Genomic DNA, 21,242 nt, shown 5'->3' with positions numbered 1-21,242 from the left:
GCAGGGGTCCCCTGCTAACACCCCGGCACCCGCCGCGCCGACAGCCGCGACGCCCGACGTGCCGACAGCCGTGCCGGTGGCCGTGCCACGGGTCGCGCTGATCGGGGCGAACGGGCACGGGCGCTGGCACCGGCGGGTGCTCGGCCCGCTGCACGAGGCCGGACGATTGCGGCTGGTCGCGCTCGTGGACACCCGGCCGTTGGAGGACGAGCCGGCCGCGCCGGTACCCTCCGACGCCCGGGTCTTCACCGACCACCGCGCCATGCTCTCCGCCATCGGGCCGGACGTGGTGGTGATCTGCACTCCGCCGCACACCCACCTGCCGATCGCCCGGGACGCGCTGACCGCCGGGGCCGACCTGCTGCTGGAGAAGCCGCCGGTGCTCTGCACCGCCGAGCACGAGGAGTTGGCCGGTGCGCTGGCCAGCACCGGCCGGGTGGCGCAGGTCGGCTTCCAGGCGCTCGGGTCGGCCGCGCTGACCGCGCTGACCGACGCGGTGAGCGCCGGCCGAGTGGGTACGGTCACCGGCATCGCCACCGTCGCCGCCTGGCAGCGTCCGGACGCGTACTACGCCCGCTCCCCGTGGGCCGGTCGACGGACGCTGGACGGTCGACCGGTGCTCGACGGCGCGCTGGCCAACCCGCTGGCGCACGCGGTGATGCAGTGCCTGGCGGTGGCCGAGGCGGTCACCGGTGGGCCGGTGGAGCCCGCCGCCGTCGAGGTCGAGCGCTACCGGGTCCGGCCGATCGAGGTCGACGACACCGCCGTGCTGCGGGTACGTCTGCGGCACGGCCCGCCGATCGTGGCCGCGGTGACGCTGGCCGGGGAGGACTTCGTACCCGGCGAGGTGATCGTGACCGGGGACGCCGGACGGGCCGTGCTGGAATACCCGACCGACCGCCTGCTGCTGCCCGGCGAGGCGCAGGCACGCGAGGTGCCCGGGCGGCGGGGCCTGTTGGAGAACCTGCTCGACCACCGGGCCGATCCCCGGGTGCCGTTGATCGCGCCGCTGGCCCGGACCGCCCCGTTCACCGCGGTGCTGACCGCGCTCCAGGCGGCGCCCGAGCCGACGTTGCTCGGCGGCGGCTGGGTGGAGACGGTCGGTGACGGGCCGCAGCGGGTGCGAGTCATTCCCGGCGTCAACGACGTGCTGCGTCGGGCCGCCGAGAGCGGCGCATTACCGACCGAGCTGGGTGTGCCGTGGGCGGTCGCCCCATGGCGGACCGATCCGACCGGAGCAAAATAGGAGGGCACCGCAACGCCACTGCAACATCGCCGGTCCGATCAGGACCAAGCACTCTGCGATGACCAGCGGTTTCCCGACCGGGACAGGTCGGGACGATGTCGGCCGAAAGCATTTTCTGCAACAAAACTGCACATCATTAATATTGACCCCAATAAAAACACAACCGTAACCTTCGTCACATAGAGAAACAACGACGAGGGAACGGGACGAGCTGATGCGCAGAATTGCCGCCGGTGCGGCATTGATCATTCTCACCCTGACCGCCGCGCCCACCCCGGCGGCGGCACACCCCGGCCCGACGGGCGGCGCGGACACCCTGTCCGCACTGGCCCGGCAGATCGGCCGACAGGCGCTGCCGACGAACGACGGCTGGGCGGCGGCCGGGCCGGGCACCACCGGTGGCGCCACCGCCACCGCCGGCCAGGTCCACGTGGTCGACAGTCGCCAGGGCCTGGTCGCCGCGCTCGGCGGGAACAACGCCACCAACGCGACCAACACCACCCCGAAGATCATCTACGTCAAGGGCGAGATCGACGGGTTCGAGGACGCCGACGGACGGCTGCTCGACTGCACCGATCTGGCCGACCCCGGGTACTCGCTGGAGGCGTACCTGGCCGCGTACGACCCGGCGGTATGGGGTCGGGTCGCGCCGAGCGGGCCGGTGGAGGAGGCTCGGGTCCGGTCGGTGACCAACCAGACCCGGCAGACCCAGATCAACGTCGGCCCGAACACCACCATCGTCGGGCTGCGCGGGGCGCGGCTGACCGGCCTCACCCTGATGATCGACCGGGCACCCAACGTCATCGTCCGCAACATCACCTTCGACGACGCCCGGGACTGCTTCCCCGCCTGGTCACCCACCGACGGCGAGACGGGCAACTGGAACTCCCAGTACGACCTGGTCTCGGTCCGCCGCAGCGAGAACGTCTGGATCGACCACAACACGTTCACCGACGGCGACAACCCCGACAGCGGACAGCCGATCCACTTCGGACGGCCGTACCAGGTGCACGACGGCGCGCTGGACATCACCCACACGGCCAGCCTGGTCACCGCCTCCTGGAACCGGTTCGACGGGCGGGACAAGCTGATGCTGATCGGCTCGTCCAACACCGTCGGCCCGGACGTCGGCCGGCTCAACGTCACCCTGCACCACAACCTGTTCGACGAGGGTCTCCAGCGGCTGCCCCGGGTCCGCTTCGGGCAGGTCGACCTCTACAACAACCAGTACCGGCTGGCCGGCGACGGTTTCGAGTACGCCATCGGAGTCGGCGTGCAGTCCGCCGTGTACGCGGAGAACAACCACTTCACGCTCGGCGCCGGCATCACCGCCGCCGACCTGCTCTACGACTGGAGCGGCACCGCGATCACCACCCGCGGCAACTGGGTGAAGGCGGCCGGCAAGCTACCCCGCCCGGTGGACCTGGTGGCCGCGTACAACGCCGCACACGACCCGGACCTGTCGCCCGACGCCGGCTGGACGCCGACGCTGCGGCACGGTCCGGTCCTCCCGGCACCGCTGGTGCCCCTCGTCGTCGGCCCGCTCGCCGGTGCCGACCGCCTGCCGCTCTGACCGTCCCTCAGGCGACCCGGCGACCACACCCGGCTGTAGCAGTACCACCACCGATAGCACGGAAGGTAGGCAAGGAATGAGACGAACAGTCGCACTGCGACTCCTCGCGGGGCTGTCCGCGACGGCCGTGGGCGCCGCGGTCTGCGTGACCCTGGTGACCCCCCAGGCATCGGCCGCCGTCGGCAGCGCCACCGGCTTCGCCACCCGCAACGGGGGCACCACCGGCGGCGCGGGCGGTCAGACGGTACGCGCCACCACCGGCACCCAGATCCACGCGGCCCTGTGCAACCGGGCCAGCAGCAGCACCCCGATCACCATCCAGGTGGAGGGGACCATCAACCACGGCAACACCACCAAGGTGTCCGGGTCGAGCTGCAACACCGCCGCCGACGTGATCGAGCTCAAGCAGATCAGCAACGTCACCATCCTCGGGGTGGGCAACGGTGCCGTCTTCGACCAGCTCGGCATCCACATCCGCGAGGCCCGCAACATCATCATCCAGAACGTGACGGTGCGGAACGTCAAGAAGTCCGGCTCGCCCACCTCCAACGGCGGTGACGCGATCGGCATGGAGAGCGGTGTCCGCAACGTCTGGGTCGACCACGTCACCCTGGAGGCCTCCGGCGGCGAGTCGGAGGGCTTCGACGGCCTCTTCGACATGAAGAACGACACCCAGTACGTGACGCTGTCGTACAGCATCCTGCGCAACTCGGGTCGTGGCGGCCTGATCGGCTCCAGCGAGAGCGACCGCTCGAACGGCTTCGTCACGTACCACAACAACCTGTACGAGAACATCGACTCGCGGGTGCCCCTGCTGCGCGGCGGGCAGGCCCACATCTACAACAACCACTACCTGCGGATCAACGAGTCCGGCATCAACTCGCGGGCCGGCGGCCAGGCCAAGGTGGAGAACAACTACTTCCAGAACGCCAAGGACGTGCTCGGCACGTTCTACACCAGCGAGGCCGGCTACTGGCAGGTCAGCGGCAACACCTTCGACAACGTCACCTGGTCGGCCCGCAGCGGCGACAACAACCCCGCCGGCCCCAACCCGACGTCCAACACCAGCGTCAGCATCCCCTACTCGTACCGGATGGATGCGGCGAGCTGCGTGCCGAACATCGTCCGGGACACGGCCGGCGCCAACAAGGGCATCCGGACGTCGAACGGCAACTGCACGCCGACGAACCCGACGACCAGTCCCACCCCCGGACCGACCAGTCCCACCCCGGGACCGACCAACAGCCCCACCCCCGGGCCGACGAACCCGCCGAGCGGCACCAACCTGAGCATCGGTGCCGGCTCCGACGGTTCCAGCAAGGCCAGCGGCACCAGCTACGGCGACGTCCGGGACGGCAACATGAGCACCGCCTGGTCCCCGTCGGGCGCGACGGGTTCCATCTCGATCAAGTGGGACTCGGCCAAGACGATCTCCCGGGTCAACATCCGTGAGGCGTCCGGCTCCGTGGGCAACATCCGTGGCTGGCGTCTGATCAACCACGGCAACGGTGCGGTACTCGCCTCCGGCACCACCGCCGGTGTGATCAGCTTCGCCTCGACCTCGCTCAGCAAGGTCACCTTCGAGATCACCAGTTCCAGCGGTACCCCGAGGGTCGCCGAGTTCGAGACGTACGCCTGACAACCGATCGCCAGGTGGGCGGGAGCCGTCGACGGCTCCCGCCCACCGCCGTGTGCGTCGCCGATCGGTGGTGCGCGTCGGCGCGACCGTCGAGTTGCCGCAGATCGGGGCACGCGGACGGCCGGGCGGGACGGCGTACGGCAGAATCGGCGGGCGATGCGCGCGGCGACGATTCTCACCGCTCTCGCTGACCTGGCTCCGGCCGGTGCGGAGCGGGTGTTCGACGTGTCCGGGACCGGGCGTCCGCTGATCTGGTTGCCCGAGCCGCACCGGGGTCCGCGTACCGCCCGACTGGATCGGCTGGCGGCGCTGGACGCACTGCACCGCGACGAGCGGATCCTGCGGCTGGGGCTGGCGTTCCTGGTCGGCGGCGTCGACGTGGCGGGGACGCGGCGTCGCGTCCGGCTGCCGCTGCTGGCCCAACCGGTACGCCTGGAGCGCGGGCGGCGCGCCTACCGGGTGGTTCCCGCCGGTGACCTCGAACTGACCTCGCTGATCGAGGATCGGGACCTCGCCGCCCGGCTGGAGGCCGCACCGGGGCTCGCCGGTCCCGGCTGGCTGACCGCGCCCGGCACGGCCGCCTGGGTGACCACGGCGGCCCAGGCCGCCGGCCTGACGGTCGACCGGGTCGTGCCGAGGCCACCGCGTCGCCTCGACGAGACGACCCTGACCGGGGTGGCCGCAGCAGCGCTGTTCGTCACCCGGGACGTGTTCGCCGGCCGACTACGGGACACCCTGCTGAACTGGGCGGGCCGCCCCGGACTGGCCGAGACGGCCCTGACCCGGATCTACCTCGGCCCGGCCGGAACGCCCGACGGCACGCCGGACGGCACCGGCAGCGGCACCGACAGCGACAGCAGCGGCAGCGGCACCGGCGGCGAGTCGGAGGGGGACGACGTACTGTCGCCGCTGGCGCTGAACGAGGCGCAGCGGGACGTGGTCCGGCGGACCCGGACCGAGGCGGTGGTGGTGGTCTCCGGCGCGCCCGGCAACGGCAAGAGTCACGCTCTGGTCGCCGCCGCCCTGGACACCGTGGGCCGGGGCGGGTCGGTGCTGGTGGCGACGCAGTCCGCGCACGCCGCAGAGGTGCTCGGCGAGCTGCTGCGGCGGCATCCCGGCCCGCCCCCGGTCCTCTTCGGCGACGCCGAGCGACGGGAGACCGTCGCCGCCGACCTCGCCGGTGGCATCGCGGTCGGAGTGGACGACGCCCAGTTGCGGGACGACGCCGCCGCCGTGACCGCCGCCCGGGACCGGGTGAGCGCCGTCCGGTCCGGCATCAGCGCGGCGTTGGAGCAGGAACGGCTCGCCGCCACCCTGCCCGGCTGGCAGCCGCTGCTGCCGGCGCTGGGCCACGACGCTCCGGGGGTCTTCACGCCGGACGCCGACCTCGCCGCGATCCGGAGGGCCCTGGCCGACACGGGCCGGGCGGGTACCGGCTGGTGGTCCCGGCTGCGTCGGGCCCGGGCCGCCCGGCGGCTCCAGCGGCTGACCGGCGCCGGTCCCGAGCTACCCGCCGAACGGCTGCGGGCGGCGGTGGAGGCCGCCGAGGCGGTACGCGCGGCGGCGCGACTGCCGGCGGAGGGCGGCACCGACCTGTCGGCCGCCTGGTCGGCGCTGGCCGAGGCGGACGCCGCGCTCGCCGAGGCGGTCGGCACCGCGCTGCGACACCAGGTCACCAGCGCGCGACGGTGGACCGGCGACGCCCGTCGAGCCGCCGGTGCCCTGGGCACCGCCCTGCGGGCCGGTCGCAACCGTCGCCGCGAGATGCTCGCCGGGCTGGACGCCGAGGCACTGGTCCGGGCCCTGCCACTCTGGGTCGGCACGGTAGCCGACGTGGAGGATCTGCTGCCGCCGGTGTCCGGCATGTTCGATCTGATCGTGCTGGACGAGGCGGCGCACGTCGACCAGTTGCGGGCCGCCCCGGTACTGGCCCGGGCCCGACACGCCCTGGTCGCCGGTGACCCACGCCAACTACGGTTCGTCTCCTTCGTCTCCGACGAGGACGTGACCGCCACCCTGCATCGGCACGGGCTGGACCGCTTCGCCGACCGGTTGGACGTACGCCGGTCCAGCGCCTTCGACCTGGCGGCCGGTGCCGCACCGGTCACCTGGCTGGGCGAACACTACCGGTCCACGCCGCACCTGATCGGGTTCTCCGCACGGCGGTTCTATGGCGACCGACTCAAGCTGGTCACCCGGCACCCCCGCACCGAGCGTATCGACGCCATCGACGTGCTGACGACCACCGACGCCGCTGTGGTGGACGGCGTCAACCGGGCCGAGGTGGACGCCGTACTCGACCTGGTCGGCAAGCTCGCCGCCCAGCCACCCGGCGGCGGCATCGCGGTGATCAGCCCGTTCCGCGCGCAGGCCGACGCGGTGGAGGCGGCGTTGCTCTCGGCGTACGACGTCGACGAGATCGAACGGCTCGGCCTGCGCTCCGGGACGGTGCACGCCTTCCAGGGCAGCGAGGCGGACGTGGTGATCGTCTCGCTGGGCCTGGTCGACGACGACCCGGCGGGCCGGCACCGATTCCTGGCCGACCCGAACCTGTTCAACGTCATGGTCACCCGGGCCCGCAGGCAGCTCACGGTGGTCACCTCGCTGCGCTCCCCCGACGGCATCGTCGCCGACTACCTCCGGTACTCCGCCCAGCCACCGGCGTCCACCATTGCCGACGCACCCGCGTCCGAGCCATGGGCCCGCGCCCTCGCCGACGAACTCGACCGGATCGGCGTGCCGGTACGGCCCGGCTACCCGGTCGGCCGCTGGCGGATCGACCTCTGCGTCGGCACCGACGCGGACGCGGTCGGGGTGATCTGCGGCGTGCACCCGGACGGGGTGGCCGCCCACGTGGAGCGGCACCGCACCCTGGCCCGTGCCGGTTGGCGCCTGCACGACGTGTTCGCCAGCCGCTGGTCCGACGACCCGATCCGCGCCGCCCTGGACCTCACCGCCCGGATGGGGACGGTGCAGTAACCCTCGGCAGTGGAGCGGCGCCGACGCCCCTCCGAGGACCGCTCACAGATGGACGAAACGGGCGGGCTCTTGAAGCACCGCGGTAGCGGACTCGACGTCCGCCAGCCTCGCCGCGAGAGTGGCGTGAGCCAGCCGTTCGGGAAGCGCGGCACTGAACTTGAGCCCGGCGAGCGACTTCTCAGTTACCTGCGGCAGGCAGATACGATCGACGGCATCTGCTGTGGCACGCCGCCACATGTCCCGGTCCAGGTCAGGCCGTAGTCGGATGGCCGCGTCGTCGTAGCGCTGGGTCGGATCGGCCAGATCGCCGAGTGTGGCGACCAGAGTGGCATTGGCACGGAACCCTGCCCAGGTCCACCATCGGACCTCTCCGTCGCCGTTCCGGACGATCGTGGTGCCCCCAGGGTGCACCAATGACCTCGCTTCGTCGCGTAGCGCCTTCAGCCGAGCGACGGCACGTTGGCTGAGTGCGATCGACGGATCAGTCCCGAGTAGCACGTCGCGCATGGCACGGACCATCTTGTGTGACAGTCCCTGCGGGGGGCCGTTGGTCATCCAGAGTGCCTTGCCGCCGCCCTCGGCGGATTCGACGAAGCAACGACGCCGCTTCCAGTCGATGTACGTGACCCGCCAACTGCGCCCGCCGAGCAGCAACAGTCGGGGACCCTCGACTCTCGCCGTAAGCAGGGCCGGATCGGTACGGCCGATCTCCGTACGACCCGAGAGCACGGTGAACTGCGGAGGCGCGGTGAACACCGCGAGCATGTCCATGAAATGGCGGCGGCCGAACTTCAGTTCGGCCTCCGGCCCGATGAACAGCATCCCGGCGTCCGAGTCGAGGTACCCGTGTTCGACGAGATGCCGCACGATCACCTCGGCTCTCTGGTCGAAGGGAGCGAGACCGTTCCACTCGTCGGGCCACAACTGGTCGCCTACTCGATGCTTCTGCAAAGCCAGCGCGAGAACCTGCTGCGCGACGATGTGCCGAGGCTCGGCAGGCGGTACGACTGTCTCCACCCACCCCTGCTGCCAGAGCCTGAGCAGCCCGGCGGCGTGCAGCAGGCCCGTGCCATCCAAAGCGAGGAAGAGGCAGTTGCGGGTGCTGCCCGGCCGGCGTCCGGTGCGACCGATCCGTTGCAGGAAAGAGGCGACAGTACGCGGCGCGTTGATCTGGATCACCCGATCGAGGTCACCGACGTCGATACCCAGCTCAAGAGTGCTGGTGGCGACGATGACGCAATCCCGCTCCTGTGCGAACGCCTCTTCTGCACGCCGACGCTCGTCGGCCGCTAGCGAGGCGTGCGACAGGAACGTCCGCACCCCGAGAGCACGTAGGCGTTGGCCGAGGTCTTCGACGAGCGCTCGGGAATCGCAGAAGACCAGCCGCTTCTCGCCTTGGTGCAGGCCGGCGATGACCCGCGCCGCGTTGTGCACCGACCCGACGTAGTCCAGCTCGACGTCACCGGGCGGACGGGCGGGTGACGCCGAGGTGATGGGTGCGGACGAGTCTGGGGTCACGACCTGCGACGGCCTGTTATCGCGACCCGAGCCCTGTAGCCAGCGCAGCAGGTCCGCAGGGTTGCCGACGGTCGCCGAGAGGCCGATCCGCTGAATCGGACGCCCGGCCACCCGACTCAGTCGTTCGAGCACCGCCAACAGGTGCCAGCCACGGTCGTCGCCGGCGAAAGCGTGGACCTCGTCGACCACGATCGCGCGTAGGTGCCGGAAGAACTCGTGGTGATCCACGGCCGGGCTGACCAGCATCGACTCGAGCGATTCCGGAGTGGTGAGAAGTACGTCTGGCCGATCCCGAAGGATCTTGCGGCGCTGCCCCATGGACACGTCCCCGTGCCACAGAGCCGCGCTCCGTCCCAACCAGCCGGTGTACATGCCAATCCGAGGCAGCAGGTTGTTGAGCAGTGCTTTCAGTGGGCACACGTAGAGCACCGAGGTGCTGGACCAGGTCTCCTGCGCCATCCGCGACAACAAGGGGAACATCGCGGCCTCGGTCTTCCCACCGGCGGTGGGCGCGAGCAACAGGGCGTCGTGACCTCCGAGCAGCGGCTGCACGGCAGCCTCCTGTAGCGGCCGTAACGCGGGCCACTGCAACGAGTTCACCAAGTGGTGGACGACGACCGGATGCAGCAGATCCGCCGCACCCATCAGAGGTCGGCACCGATGTCGAGCGAGATCTCGTCAGCCCTGGTCGCGTTGCGTTCCACGTCGGTCAGCTCAGTGACCGCGAGGGTAAGAGCGTAGTGCTGCCGAGGGTCGAAGTCAGCGAACTGGTCGACGCGGTCGAGCACCTCCCCCACCAGCTTCTTGAGGAAGAGTCTCGGCGCCACTCCCACTTTCCCGCCCAGACCACCCGCGACGGCCTGCGCCAACTCCAGCAGGTACGCGTCGTCCACCACGGTACGGATCCGTCCGGGGACCGCCGAGCCGTCGGCGTAGAGTTCGCGCACCCGGCCGCCGAGTTCGACGAGCGAGTCGAGGGTGAACCCGGCCAAGCGAATCTGCACCGCTCTCGGGTTGTCGAACCGCGCGTCAGTGCTGAAGTCCACGGCAAGCCGCTGGGCCAACGGCGCGAGACGTTGCACGCCCTGCGGTCCCTCGTAGAAGGCCGGCGTCCCAGTAATGATCAGATACAGTCCGGGGAAGCGGCCGGAGTGCACCTCGTCGATCAGTTGCCGCAACGCGTTGAGCGCCTTGTCCCGCGCGTCGGAGCGGACCCGCTGCAGCGTCTCCACCTCGTCCAGGACCAACAGCAGACCGGGATGGCCGCTGTCACGCAGCACCGCGAGAAGTCCCTGCAGGAAGCTGAGCGCCGCGAAGTGGTCGAGATCGCCCCGGACGCCGGCAACCCGACGAGCGGACGCGGCGACGTGCGGCTGACCGCCGAGCCAGGCGAGCACGGCATCGGCCGTAGCGGGGTCACCGGCGAGCGTCGCGGCCCGATAGCCGCGCAGCGCGGCCGCGAAGGCGGGCGCACTGCGGCTGACCGTGGCGAGCCGCTGGTCCAGCAGCGCGCTCACGGCAGTGTCGAGAGCGTCGGTGTCGTCGGCCGTCACGTCACCGACGGCAAGCACGTCTTCCTCGAGGGCATAGAACCAGCCGTCGACGATCGGCCGCAGGGCGCTCGGCGGGAACGTCGCGGTGGTCAGGCGCTCGGTCAACCGCCGGTAGACCGTCTCCAGCTTGTGCAGCGGCGTCTCGTTCTCCGAGATCTGCACCTCTGCCGTGGCGAAGTTGGCCCGCTTCGCCTGTTCCGCGATCCAGCGGGTGAAGAAGGTCTTGCCCGAGCCGTACTCGCCGCGTACCGCTTTGAAGACCGAGCCACCAGCGGTGACGGTGGCCAGGTCCTCCCCGGTCGCCGCGACGAAGCGGTCCAGGCCGACGGCGAGCAGGTCCAACCCGGCAGCGGGCACAGCGCCGCGACGCAGTGCGTCGATCACCTCGCGGCGCCGTGCAGGGCTCACGCGGGTCACGTGGCACCTCCCGGCAGTCCGAACTGGGTCCGCAGCAGCGTGATGTCGAGTCGGACCGTGCGCCCATCGTCGATCTGCGACAGCACCGGGTAGTTGTCGACGTTGAAGATCCGCTGCAAGGTGATGACGAAGCCGCCTGCCCGGGTCGGCACCTCCCCGGCCCGCTGTGCCAGAACGACAGCCGGTAGCACGCCCTTCGCCTCGATCAGTGCCCGCATCGCTGCTTCGATCTTCCCTCGATCGACCTTGCGTGGGGTCAAGCTGTGCTGCGCCTTGAAGAGTTCGGTAGCGAGCAACGCTTCCACCAGGTCGTCGCCACGGACACCATCAGAGGTCACGACAACAGCCGGCGTCGGCACGTCGAAGAGAGCATCTTCCGGCATCACGGGTGCCTTGCGGCGCGATCTCGTTGTAGGAGCCGGAGCGGCGGCGGCCGCCTCTGCCTGCTCTTGTGCCGACACGTCCCACCATTGCGGTCGCCGTGCCTCCACGGGTGCCCAGCCCGTCGGGATGTCGGTGACGTTCGGTGCGAGATAGGCCAGCAACGGGATGGTGACCTCGGCCAGTGAGGCGCCGCCGTGGTAGCCGGCCCGGGTGGGACGGTAGCGCCGCAGCGGGTCCCAGAGCGCCACTATTCGCCGCCCTCCGGCGACCACGCGTGGTCCGGTGAGTTCCACCTCCCCCGTACCGGCGGCTTCCGGGCCCGTGCGATGCCGGGCCGACGCCGCGTCAGAGACCTTCACAAGCTCCCCACCGCGCTCCAGCACGTGCCCGTGGTCGCTGGTGAGGACGACAGCACGACCGGCGGAACGAGCCAGGTCGAGCAGACTACGCAGGAAGCCGATGTCATTGAGCTGCCAGCCGGCCTCGTCTCCTTCTCGGCCGTGTGCCAGAGACTCGTCCACGGTGTTGATCACAACGGCCACCAGGCGCGACGGGTCTGCCATCACCTCGGCCAGTTCACCGGCGAACACCTCACCAGCCCCGCCCCGGGCCGGGCCCTTGTGGAAGATGCGGGCTCCCCTGCCCCACCGCCCCTGGTCGAACATCTGCCGTTCGGTGGCCTGAGTCCCGCTTCTCAGCGCCCCGGCGAACAGGGACGTCCGCGACACGGCAGTCAGCGTGGGCAACGCGGCCGCGAGTCCGCGGCGTCGCCCCATCCCGTCGCCAGCCAGCGGGTCGTACTCCACCCAGTGCTGGGACAGTTCGTCGGCCAGTTCGACGGCGACCGCCGCGCTCATCCCGTCGAGCACCACGAGCAGCACCGGCTGTTCGGCACGCAGCAGCGGATCGACGACGCGGGGCAGCAGGTTCTCGACCGTCAGCAGTTCTCCGTCGTTGCCGGGGCCGGCGGTGGCCCAGGCGCCGAGCCGCTGCGCGAACGCGCCGTCGAGGTCGCGGCGTCGCTGCTGGGCACGCGCGAAGACTACGCGATAGGTGTCCTGAAGCTTCGGGTGGACGTCCTCGCCGGCCCATACATGGCTCAGTGCCAGGTCGACCCAGCCCCACTCGGCCACCTGCCGCTGCACACCGTCGGCGACGCTGAGGGGGGGCTCGACCGGGGAACCGAGCCACTGGACGAGCCGCTGGGCCATCTCGATCCGCTTCACCCGCGTCTCTTCGGCCTTCGCCAGCAGGTGTTCTGAGACGTCGCCGACGGCCGTGGTCAGCCTCGGGTCGGTGGGGTCGGTCAGGCCAGCGACGAGTGCCTGCGCCGCCGCGTCGATCCGCCGGCTGAAGCCGGTACGCAGGATCCCGCTGTGCCCGGCGCTGTCGACGGCACCGAACTGGACGAGGAGTTGCTCGGCCCGATCAAGCACCGCGTGTCCCTGGCGCCGGACCTTCGAGTCCCGGTCGGTCACCATCGCGCTGACCACCTGTACGGCAGCAGCGGCGACACCGCGCACGGTGGCATCGTCGTCGAGGTTGCCGAAGTACTGGTCGATGCGCCCCTGTGCCCGTACCGCGTCGGGGTTGTCGGTGGCCCACAACGCGTCGCAGACCAGGCCCAGCGCAAGCACGTCGGTCCCGTGCCCGGCGTTGACGAGCGCGAAGAGCGCACGTGCCGGGCGGCCGAACTGCTCGACCAGCCAGCGCGCCAGGCCGTCGCGTTCCTCCGGCCGAAGCATCTCGAACGCCTCGACCGTGCCCGGCTCAATGCTCCACCGCAGCAGGGTCGACACGTCGAGGTCGTCTGGGCCGTCTCCGCGCCGGTCGAACCCCAGCCGTACGGCGGCCAAATGCCGCAGTGCGACGTCCCGGGTCAGCACGCTGGTGGTGAGCCGTGGCCATCCACCGGGCGGCATCGCGTCCAGCAGAGCCGGGCCGGCCCACCGCTCGCCCTCCAGGGCGGTGTCCGGCACCTGTGCGCCGAACGCGTCGACGACGAGATCCCAGGGCTCGACGGTGATCACCTGCTGGCGGAAGATACGGCTGCGTACACCGGCGCCGAGGCCGGACTCGGGAACGTCGGTGAGTAGTACCAGCACCTCGCCCTCCCGCTCGGCGACGAGGTGCTCCCAGACAGCGAGCGGCGACACGCACGGGACCACCCGGGCTCGTCGGCCGCTGGGCAACTGCAGGAGCGGTTCGTGGGACCACTCCGGCTCCGCACGAACCAACATGACCGGGTACGCGTCACCGTTGCGATGCCGGTCGAGTTCCTGTGCCACCTTCTGCGCAAGCGCGGCCGGTCCTATTCGCAGCGCCTGCGAGGTTGCGGGTGCCTGTGTCACGGCACGATTCTCCAGCTGACCTCGATGGTGGCATCGCCATGGGCCTGCACGAACCGCTCCAGGTCCGCCAATGCCGCGTTCAGTTGGGTGACATGCACCTTCCGGGTACCACCGAGGGCCCCTGTACCACCACCAGACCCCGAACCCGGTCGGCCGACGACCTGGTTCCCGCTGTCGGAGCCACCTCCCGTACCGGAACCACCGCCCGCGCCCGGACCGGTGCCGGGGCTGTTACCGGAGCCGGCCGTGACCACGCGAAGCAGTGCGGTGGCTTCGGCCTGCGCCCGCCGCAGCGCCGGGGCGAGTGGGCTGGTCAGCTCGTCGGCCTGTCCGACCCGGCGTAGTTCGGTCAGGATCGCAGATCCTCGGACCGCGTGCGGTTCCGAAAGACCGGCGATGATCTCGAGGGTGTCCCAGGGGGCAGCGGCGAGCGCCTCGGCGACTGTGCTGGCGCTGCTGATGCTCCTTCCGATGCGATCCAGCGGTCCGACGAGTTCCGCCCGGGCCAGTGCCTCCACCGTTGCCTTCGGCGTGGAGGTCCTGGTCAGGGTCTCGATCAGGTCGGCGGCGGCGCGTGCCGTCGCGTACCGGCCCGAGTCGCGATCGAGCCGCAGCCGGTCGGCGTGCCCATCGAGCCGCTCCACCAGCGTGTGCGCGTGGTCCCGCCGCCGGGACGCGGCGGCGACCAGGTCCCGAGCGAAGAGTGCGACCAGTCGACCGCGACGCAGGGCGAGCGGCTGAAAACCGAAGATCGCCTCGGTGCGGGCGAGCGCGAGTTTCCAGTCCTCCTCGCTGGGCAGGCTCTCCTCGCGCAGGGTGTGATTGTCCGTCAGTCTGCCGAGGTCCGGCGCGGGCGTCACCTGGCTTCCGTGGAGGTAGAAGGCCCGGTCCGTCTGTTCGGCGAAGGTCGCCACGACGAGTTGCGCGACGATCGGGTCGAGTCCTCGGTGTTTGGGCTGGTCGATCCAGCCCATCAGGTCAGACACCCGCAGCTCACCTGTGATGCCCTCGCTGGCCGCCTTCTGCTGGAAGTGCTGGACCCACTCGCGCCCGATGACGAAGGCCGCCTCGTGCATGGTGCCGAGCTGCAGCGGGTTGGCGATTCGCCGCATGGTCTGCCGGTGTGCCCGGTCCACCTCGACGCGTCCCTCCGCCGACTCGACGGCACGCCGGACGTGGTCGAGGACGACCTTGACGTCCGCGAGCCGCACCAGGTCACCCTTGCGGTCCGGGTCGAAGTCCGGATGCGCCGGAAACTGGAGGCTGAGCATCTGGTCGCCGATGCTGCGGAGCGCGTCGTCGAACGTGGCGCCCATCGGCAGTTTCGGCTCCAGCGCGCGGGTCAGCGACTGCAGGTGGTCGTCGAAGCCGAGCTGCACGTCGGTCGGCTGCTTGGCGGCCAGACCGTACGCCTGACGCAGCACGCCCTGCATCTTGGCCAGCAGTGCGCTGCGCTGATTGGTCAATGCGGCGTGAGCGCGCCGCCGGTCGTCGGGGTTGAGGTGTTCCGCGTGGCTGTCGAAACGCTGTCCCTCGAGCAGCTTGTCGATGATGACGAGCTTGCCCAACTCGTTGCGGCGTTCCACGGTCAACGCGGCGGGAATCCAGCAGACCGTCCGGGCGCTGGTGCGGCTCAGCAGATCCTGCACCCGTTGCCGGTCGTCCGCCGGCCCATGGCTGCCGTCGTCGAAGGGATAGTCGATGATCATGCGCCATCCGCCGGTGTCGGCAGGGTAGAACGCGTCGTCCCGGATGTCGTTGCTGTCGCGGACGTTGCCATAGACCAGTTCGATAATCCGCCGGCTGCCGCGCCAGGTCAGTCCGGCCTCCGCGAAGAACGAGTCGCTCCACGGCACGCCGAGCTGCCGCCAGAGCAGTCGCTGCACGATGTGCTTACGGGCACCCTCGTTGTCGTAGTGCTTCGCGGTGGCGAGGACGCTGTCCACGTCGACACCGACCAGTTCCAGCGAGACCACGGGGTCGTCGCCCTCACCGATGCGGATCTCCGCGAACTGCCCTGCCCAGTCGGCGAGTTTCCGCGACACCTGCGCGACCTCACCGCCCGGGATCGGGCTGGTGATGCTGCCGTGGTTGAGCGCGGAGAGACGACGGGCGGTGAGGTTACGCAGTGCGGGCACACTCGGCGCCAGTGCGGCGAGCAGCAGGGTCTTCACCAGCCGGTCGTCGCCGGTGAAGGCCCGGATCCTGCCGGCGACCTCGGGTGCCGGCGGGACGCCGCGCCGGGCCGCGTCGAGGTCGTCCTCGGTCAGGGAGTACTGGCCGAGCAGGTGTGGGCGAAGCTTGACGTCGTACAGCTTCTGGGCCATCTCGAACTCGGCCTTGAGCTTCTCGGTGAACGGCTGGTCTCCACCGCTGCTGATCACGTCGTAGAGGTCACCCAGCGGGACGAGTTGGCCCAGACGCAGCGTCTCACGACGGTCCACCAGGAGTTGCCGCATGAGCTTCAGCGCGGTGCGGGAGCGCTGCAGCGCGCTGGAGACGTGCACCAGGGTCGAGACGAAGGCCGGGCTGAAGGGGTACGTCGACCGGAACGCGTCGATGTCGGCCCCACTGCCCGATTCGGTGCCGAGCAGGGTGTCGAACACTTCCCGGCGTACCTTGGTGGTGGCGTCGAAGGCGCGGGAGATGGCCTCGCCGGCCGTGCTGTCGCGCGGCTTGAGCAGACGGCGTCGGGCGATCTCCGGGAGGTTGCGGTCCTCCAGCTTGATCACGTCGAACCGACCACTGGCCAGGTTGAGGGTGTCCTGGTAGCTCAGCTCGTTCGCGCCGACCACCTCCTCGCCGACAAGTTCGCGCAGGTCACGCTGTCGGGCGATGAAGCTGACGATTGGGATGGGCCGCCGGGTGTCGCCGCCCTCGACGAAGTTGGTGATCTTCTGGATCTCCCGGGAGACGAACTGCTGGTCGCCGATGGAGTTGGCCAGCCAGAGGATCAGCTCGTCGAGGAAGAGGACCAGGCCGTGGTAGCCGAGTTCCTTGGCGTGTCGGCTGATCTCGGTGAGGCCCCGGTCGAGTGAGACGAACGCTTCGGCGTCCTCGCGGGCGTTGCTGAAGAAGCCCTTGTTCCAACTGGTCAACAGGTCGTTGACGAGCTTGCGGCGCAGTTCGTCGGCGTACGCTCCGGCAAACGCCTCGTCCAACCGATCCGGCGTCCAGAAGGTCTCGCTGTCGCCCCACTCGTCCTCGACGTCGCCGCCGGGCAGTCCCCCGATGAACTGGGCGTCGCCGATCTTCTCCCGCAGCGAGGCGGCCTGGTCCAGCAGCGCGTCGGTGCGGTGCACCGCGGGGATCGGCGCGTCGGGGTGCAGCGCGCGCACCCGGTCGACGTAGCCGCCGAGAACCCGCTGTTCCAGCGATCGGGCGTCGAGCAGGTGGTAAGGAACGAGCAGGAACTTGCGGCCGTCCAGCCAGACGCTGTGCTTGGCGACCAACGGCGCCAACTCGTCCCGCCCGCGGGCCGCCGGCTCGCCGCGCAGCAACGCGTGCAACACCCCCATGAAGTGCGACTTGCCGGAGCCGAAGGAGCCGTGCAGGTAGGCGGCCTTGGATGCCTGCCCCTCGACTGCGGAACGAATCAGCCCGAGCGCCTCGTCGAAGTTACCCAAGAGCCGATCTGTGACGACATAGTCACGCAGCGTGGAATCGGCGTCGGCGACACTGTCGGCGAGCTTGAGCACGAAGTCGCTCGTGCTCGTCCGCTCCGGAATGTCGATGACCTCTCGGAGAAGCAGCGCAGCGGTGGGCGAAGACATGCTGCACACCGTACCGAGCGAGTTGCCGATCGCACCGGCCCTGGGTGCGGTGCGGATACAGACCGCCAAGAGGATCCGGTACGAACAGCCGTGTCGGGTAACACGAATTGACCCGAGCAACGAACGATCCGGCAGGAGCGCTGTCTGATACGCGTCATTGACAAGACTTCACAAAGCTGAAGAGACTTTTGCATTCCCCACCGCCGATCAGCTCCAAGCGAGGGAGCAACATGGGTTTCCTCCGTCCCGACGAGCCACTCGAAGCGCGCTTCTCGAACGTCTTGTTCACTCCGGGAGACCGAGCACGGCGGGCGGTGACTAAGGGCCAGAAAGGGATCCGAGACGCTTTGCTGCCGGATGAGCGGGCGCTGGGGATCGCCTTGGACGAACGCTCGCACGACGAGACTGTCGTGCTGACCGACCGACGCGTCCTGATAATGCGCCGCGGCGGCCGCGCCCTCGTGCGCGCGACCGACATCGCTGAGGTTCCCGGCGCGTACACCGAAGTGACGCCGGGCGGGGGGACGTTCGACCTGGACCGGATGGGAGTGCGGATCCACATGAGGGACGTGACTTCCGCCAATGCGCTGACCACATTGATCAACAATGCGGTCCTCAAGCATCGCCCACGGCGGATCACGATGCTGAATCCTGACTTCTACCTCGATCTGCTGTCGCGTGGCGGTGTTCCGGACACCCCGGTGAACCGAGCCCGGCTCGCCGAGCGCACGGAATTCGCTATCGGCGGGCAGGCCGGAGCCTTCACGGCTCAACTCCGAGCCCCGGAGGCGTTCGAGGAGTTCGTGCGCCGCTTCGGCTTCGACTCGCCGAACAGGCGATTGCAGCGGGCTGACGACATGATCGACTGGCTGTGGGCCTGGCATCCGCTGTGCCACCACGGCTTGACGAGGCAGGTAGCCAAATGGCGAGACGGGCTGCTGCGGCCAGGCAGCTTTCTCACGGCCGCCGCTGGCAGTGAGATACCGGACTGGAACGATTCGACCACAAGCAACGAGCAAGCGTGGCGGCTGGTGTTCGAGAAGAACTGGCGTGGCTGACGCGCCGCAAAGCGGAACAGGAGGCAGACGTGGGCTGTGCATGCGTCAAGGCAGGTAAACCGAAGTGCGCGTGGTGTAAGGAGGCTGAGGGGCTCAGGCGGAAGCCGTCGGGACACAACTGCCAATGGGGAACGTGTTCCTGATCATTCCCGCAGCCATGAAGAGCCTCCTGGTCTGTCCGAGCGGTCCAGGCCAGGGCCTTCAGACCGGGCCGACCGCTCATGCTTCGTGCTCGGCGAGCCAATCCCACACCGTGGAGGAATAGGTGGGTCTGTTCAGCAGGAAAGATAAGCAGCCCCAGAGGAATCCGCCACCGCCGCCACCGCCACCGCCGGCGACCCGAGAGGATTTGGATGTCGCCCGGCGAGTCGTCCATGATTTTCTCGTGGTGGTCGGTGACGACGCGAGAATGCGGCAGACAGCACTCGCCGTGTCGCACGCCGGGGGCGGCCCAGCGGACTTGGTAGCCGCGATTCGGAACACCCAGCAGACCGGCGAGTCGGGCATCGACCGCCCATGGCAATGGCTCACCGCTGTCTGTCGGGAGGCACGAACGACAGGAGACGTGCCCCTCATCGCCGCTGTGGCCCTGTTCGTGAACATCTGGGACACCCAGCTCCGCGACAAGGTGACCATGGCCGACACGACCGACATGATGTTGGAGCCCCCGCCGACCGAAGCCGTCCAGGAGGTCTACACCATCGCGGTGCTGGCTCTGCCCGACCATGCCGTGAATCAGCAGGTAGTCGGCAATCTCAGCGGATCCGTGAGGATCGGCGACGTCCGCATGAAGTGTGCGATCGACGTCCTGGGTGCCGAATACGCAATCTCGGCAGAGGTGAGGGCGGCAGCACAGCGGGTCCTAGACCAATGACGACGCAACCCTCTCCTGCACGGTCGACAAAGGAGTAGCCGATGGACGACCTACTGGATCTGGCAAAGCTACAACTCGAGCGGGTGAAGGGCACCCTTAACGGAATCGGTCTGCGGTACACCGAGATCGATCCGTTCTTGATGGGGGTCGGGGTGGGAATCCCGTTCGGGCCGGCAGAATTTGTCGTGATCTCGGTCTCCGCTGGCGGCACCGAGTCCATGTTGAACCTGGCCTCGGGAGTCCTTAAGGATCTCCCTCAGGATCCTCTTAAGATTCTCCGCGTCTGCAACGAGCGCACTCGCAACAACCCCACCTTTCCGCACTTCCTCCAGGACGGCGAGGCAGGCTGGGCCGTTTTGGTGCAACATCGTACGCCTGCGGCGGCGCTGTACGACATTCCAGGGATGATGCAGGGAATCATCGAGAGCCTACCCGCCATCGCGCGTAAGAGCCGCGAGAAATTTGCAGAAGCTGGCGTTACTGGGCACCCCTACGGCTGGAACGCCGCTGACGCAAGACAAGTCCTTATCCGAACCCTGATTTGACCAGACCCGGCCAGGACAGCAAGGCCCACGCCGCCCATCCGCGCGCGAAAGTGCCGAATTATGCCAAGGTAACGATAAGAAGACAGGTTGGCGACCGCCGCCTACTCCGCTGCGGAGGCAAAGAGGCGGCGGATCGCGTCGAAGCGGAAGCGGATCTTCGCAGGGTCGCCGGTTCCCTGCGAGATCGCGGCCTGGAAGTCCACATCCGACATGAGTTCGAGGAACTTCTTCTCGACTCGCCGATAACGCCTGACCAGAACAGCGATCTCACTCTCTGACAGATCTGCCAGACTGACCGCAACGGATTCGAAGAGAGCCTTGTTGATGGGCATCCGCCGACTGCCCCCCTTGCGGTCCACCTTCCGGAAGGCGTATTCGCCGAATATCTCGTACGCCCCGTGCAGCGCACGCTCGAACTGTTCCCACAGCTCGTCGACCTCCTCGGCAGAGAGCTCGTTAAGCGCACGCATGGAGCTGCGGAGAAACGCATCGAAGTCGTCTTCCGTATATGACCACGGGTTGGCCAGCCGGAAGGCGAGGAAACGAAGGATCATCTCGCGGTCGGCCATCCGGTCGCTACGGACCCCATTGCCGGTCGCCGCCTTGAACGCCTCGGAGTCTGCCCACTCCCTCAGGATCTGCCGCCCTTCGCCGGGGATGAGGGCGTGCCGCAGCTCCTGGCGCGACAGAGGCAAGCCTCCCGTGTTGATCCGGGCAAAGATGTTGAACTTGACCTCCTCCGGCGTACCCTTCCTGATCAGGTGCACAATCAGCTCGGTCTCGCGAAGTCGGGTCTGCAGGCGCCCCGGTAGATCCGCGAAGGTCGCCTGGTCGTAGTCCTTGCCGAGGTACTCAAGATCGCGGAGTCGCAGCGGCTCAGCATCGATGGCCTCCGGCTCGACGAACTCCACGATCGTGGTCAGGCGCTGGATGCCATCCACCATCGCCCACGCCTCGTCGTCGGTCTCCGCCGCATAGAAGGTCGGCAGCGGGATGCGCAGCAGGAGCGACTCGATGAGACGGCTCTTGGCCTGGTTACGCCAGATCCCCGCTCGACGCTGGAAGTCCGGCTGCAAGTCGACCCGTCGGGTCCGCACCCGTGAGAGCAACAGATCGACCGTCGTGTTCTTGGTGATCACGTCGATCAGCTCTGGATCGAAGGGCATCCGGATCAGGTCTTCCGGCCCGCTGCCTGCGCCGTCAGACTCGTCCTCCACCTCGACACCCGTCAGGTGACCGAGTGAGTCCAACTCCTCGACGATCTCTTCCGTGGCATCGGACACGTGCTCAACCTCGATCAAGAAGGCACCAGTCGATTCGACCGGGGGCGGG

The 21,242-nt window shown here is 69.1% G+C and carries 12 protein-coding genes; 7 read left to right on the top strand and 5 right to left on the bottom strand.

Annotation, left to right across the window (positions count from 1 at the left end):
- The first annotated feature begins 76 nt into the window (after positions 1-76).
- The 4 genes from ACIBO1_RS23865 to ACIBO1_RS23850 all read left to right on the top strand — a co-directional run bounded on the left by ACIBO1_RS23865 (position 77) and on the right by ACIBO1_RS23850 (position 7,437).
- Positions 77-1,246, top strand: a complete 1,170-nt coding sequence (locus ACIBO1_RS23865) for a Gfo/Idh/MocA family protein (RefSeq protein WP_396750140.1) — start codon at positions 77-79, stop codon at positions 1,244-1,246.
- Between the two features lie 214 nt (positions 1,247-1,460).
- On the top strand, positions 1,461-2,819 hold the full coding sequence (locus tag ACIBO1_RS23860) for a polysaccharide lyase family 1 protein (RefSeq protein ID WP_396750139.1): 1,359 nt from the start codon (positions 1,461-1,463) through the stop codon (positions 2,817-2,819).
- Between the two features lie 76 nt (positions 2,820-2,895).
- Entirely contained in the window at positions 2,896-4,458 is a 1,563-nt protein-coding gene (locus ACIBO1_RS23855) for a polysaccharide lyase family 1 protein (RefSeq protein WP_396750138.1), read from the top strand.
- A gap of 156 nt (positions 4,459-4,614) precedes the next feature.
- Positions 4,615-7,437, top strand: a complete 2,823-nt coding sequence (locus ACIBO1_RS23850) for an AAA domain-containing protein (protein ID WP_396750136.1) — start codon at positions 4,615-4,617, stop codon at positions 7,435-7,437.
- 42 nt (positions 7,438-7,479) lie between these two features.
- Here the strand turns inward: ACIBO1_RS23850 and ACIBO1_RS23845 are convergent, their stop codons facing one another.
- Genes ACIBO1_RS23845 through ACIBO1_RS23830 form a run of 4 tightly spaced genes read right to left on the bottom strand, consistent with a single transcriptional unit; the run spans position 7,480 to position 17,433 of the window.
- Positions 7,480-9,600: a DEAD/DEAH box helicase gene (locus ACIBO1_RS23845; protein ID WP_396750134.1), complete on the bottom strand. Its 2,121-nt coding sequence runs from the start codon at positions 9,598-9,600 to the stop codon at positions 7,480-7,482.
- Positions 9,600-10,916 carry a BREX system ATP-binding protein BrxD gene (gene brxD / locus ACIBO1_RS23840; protein WP_396750132.1) on the bottom strand — a complete coding sequence of 439 codons (1,317 nt, stop codon included), beginning with the start codon at positions 10,914-10,916 and terminating at the stop codon, positions 9,600-9,602. Before brxD ends, ACIBO1_RS23845 begins: the two co-directional genes overlap by 1 nt.
- A gap of 5 nt (positions 10,917-10,921) precedes the next feature.
- Positions 10,922-13,660 (bottom strand): BREX-2 system phosphatase PglZ, encoded by a 2,739-nt coding sequence (pglZ, locus tag ACIBO1_RS23835; RefSeq protein ID WP_396750130.1) that lies wholly within the window; start codon positions 13,658-13,660, stop codon positions 10,922-10,924.
- Positions 13,657-17,433: a hypothetical protein gene (locus ACIBO1_RS23830; RefSeq protein ID WP_396750128.1), complete on the bottom strand. Its 3,777-nt coding sequence runs from the start codon at positions 17,431-17,433 to the stop codon at positions 13,657-13,659. The genes pglZ and ACIBO1_RS23830 overlap by 4 nt, the downstream gene beginning before the upstream one ends.
- 230 nt (positions 17,434-17,663) lie before the next feature.
- On the opposite strand from ACIBO1_RS23830, the gene ACIBO1_RS23825 reads away from it, so the two are divergent.
- The 3 genes from ACIBO1_RS23825 to ACIBO1_RS23815 all read left to right on the top strand — a co-directional run bounded on the left by ACIBO1_RS23825 (position 17,664) and on the right by ACIBO1_RS23815 (position 19,910).
- Positions 17,664-18,491, top strand: coding sequence for a hypothetical protein (locus ACIBO1_RS23825; protein WP_396750126.1), 828 nt, complete (start codon positions 17,664-17,666; stop codon positions 18,489-18,491).
- 385 nt (positions 18,492-18,876) lie between these two features.
- Complete coding sequence (locus ACIBO1_RS23820; protein ID WP_396750124.1) at positions 18,877-19,365, top strand: hypothetical protein; 489 nt, start codon at positions 18,877-18,879, stop codon at positions 19,363-19,365.
- A gap of 41 nt (positions 19,366-19,406) precedes the next feature.
- On the top strand, positions 19,407-19,910 hold the full coding sequence (locus tag ACIBO1_RS23815) for a hypothetical protein (protein WP_396750122.1): 504 nt from the start codon (positions 19,407-19,409) through the stop codon (positions 19,908-19,910).
- A gap of 101 nt (positions 19,911-20,011) precedes the next feature.
- On the opposite strand, the gene ACIBO1_RS23810 is transcribed toward ACIBO1_RS23815, so the two are convergent.
- Positions 20,012-21,211 carry a DUF262 domain-containing protein gene (locus tag ACIBO1_RS23810; protein WP_396750120.1) on the bottom strand — a complete coding sequence of 400 codons (1,200 nt, stop codon included), beginning with the start codon at positions 21,209-21,211 and terminating at the stop codon, positions 20,012-20,014.
- Positions 21,212-21,242: the final 31 nt, after the last annotated feature.

Source organism: Micromonospora sp. NPDC049903, from assembly GCF_044460945.1.
GTDB lineage: Bacteria > Actinomycetota > Actinomycetes > Mycobacteriales > Micromonosporaceae > Micromonospora.
Note: the sequence above shows the minus strand (reverse complement) of the source record. Positions and strands in the feature narration are given on the sequence as shown.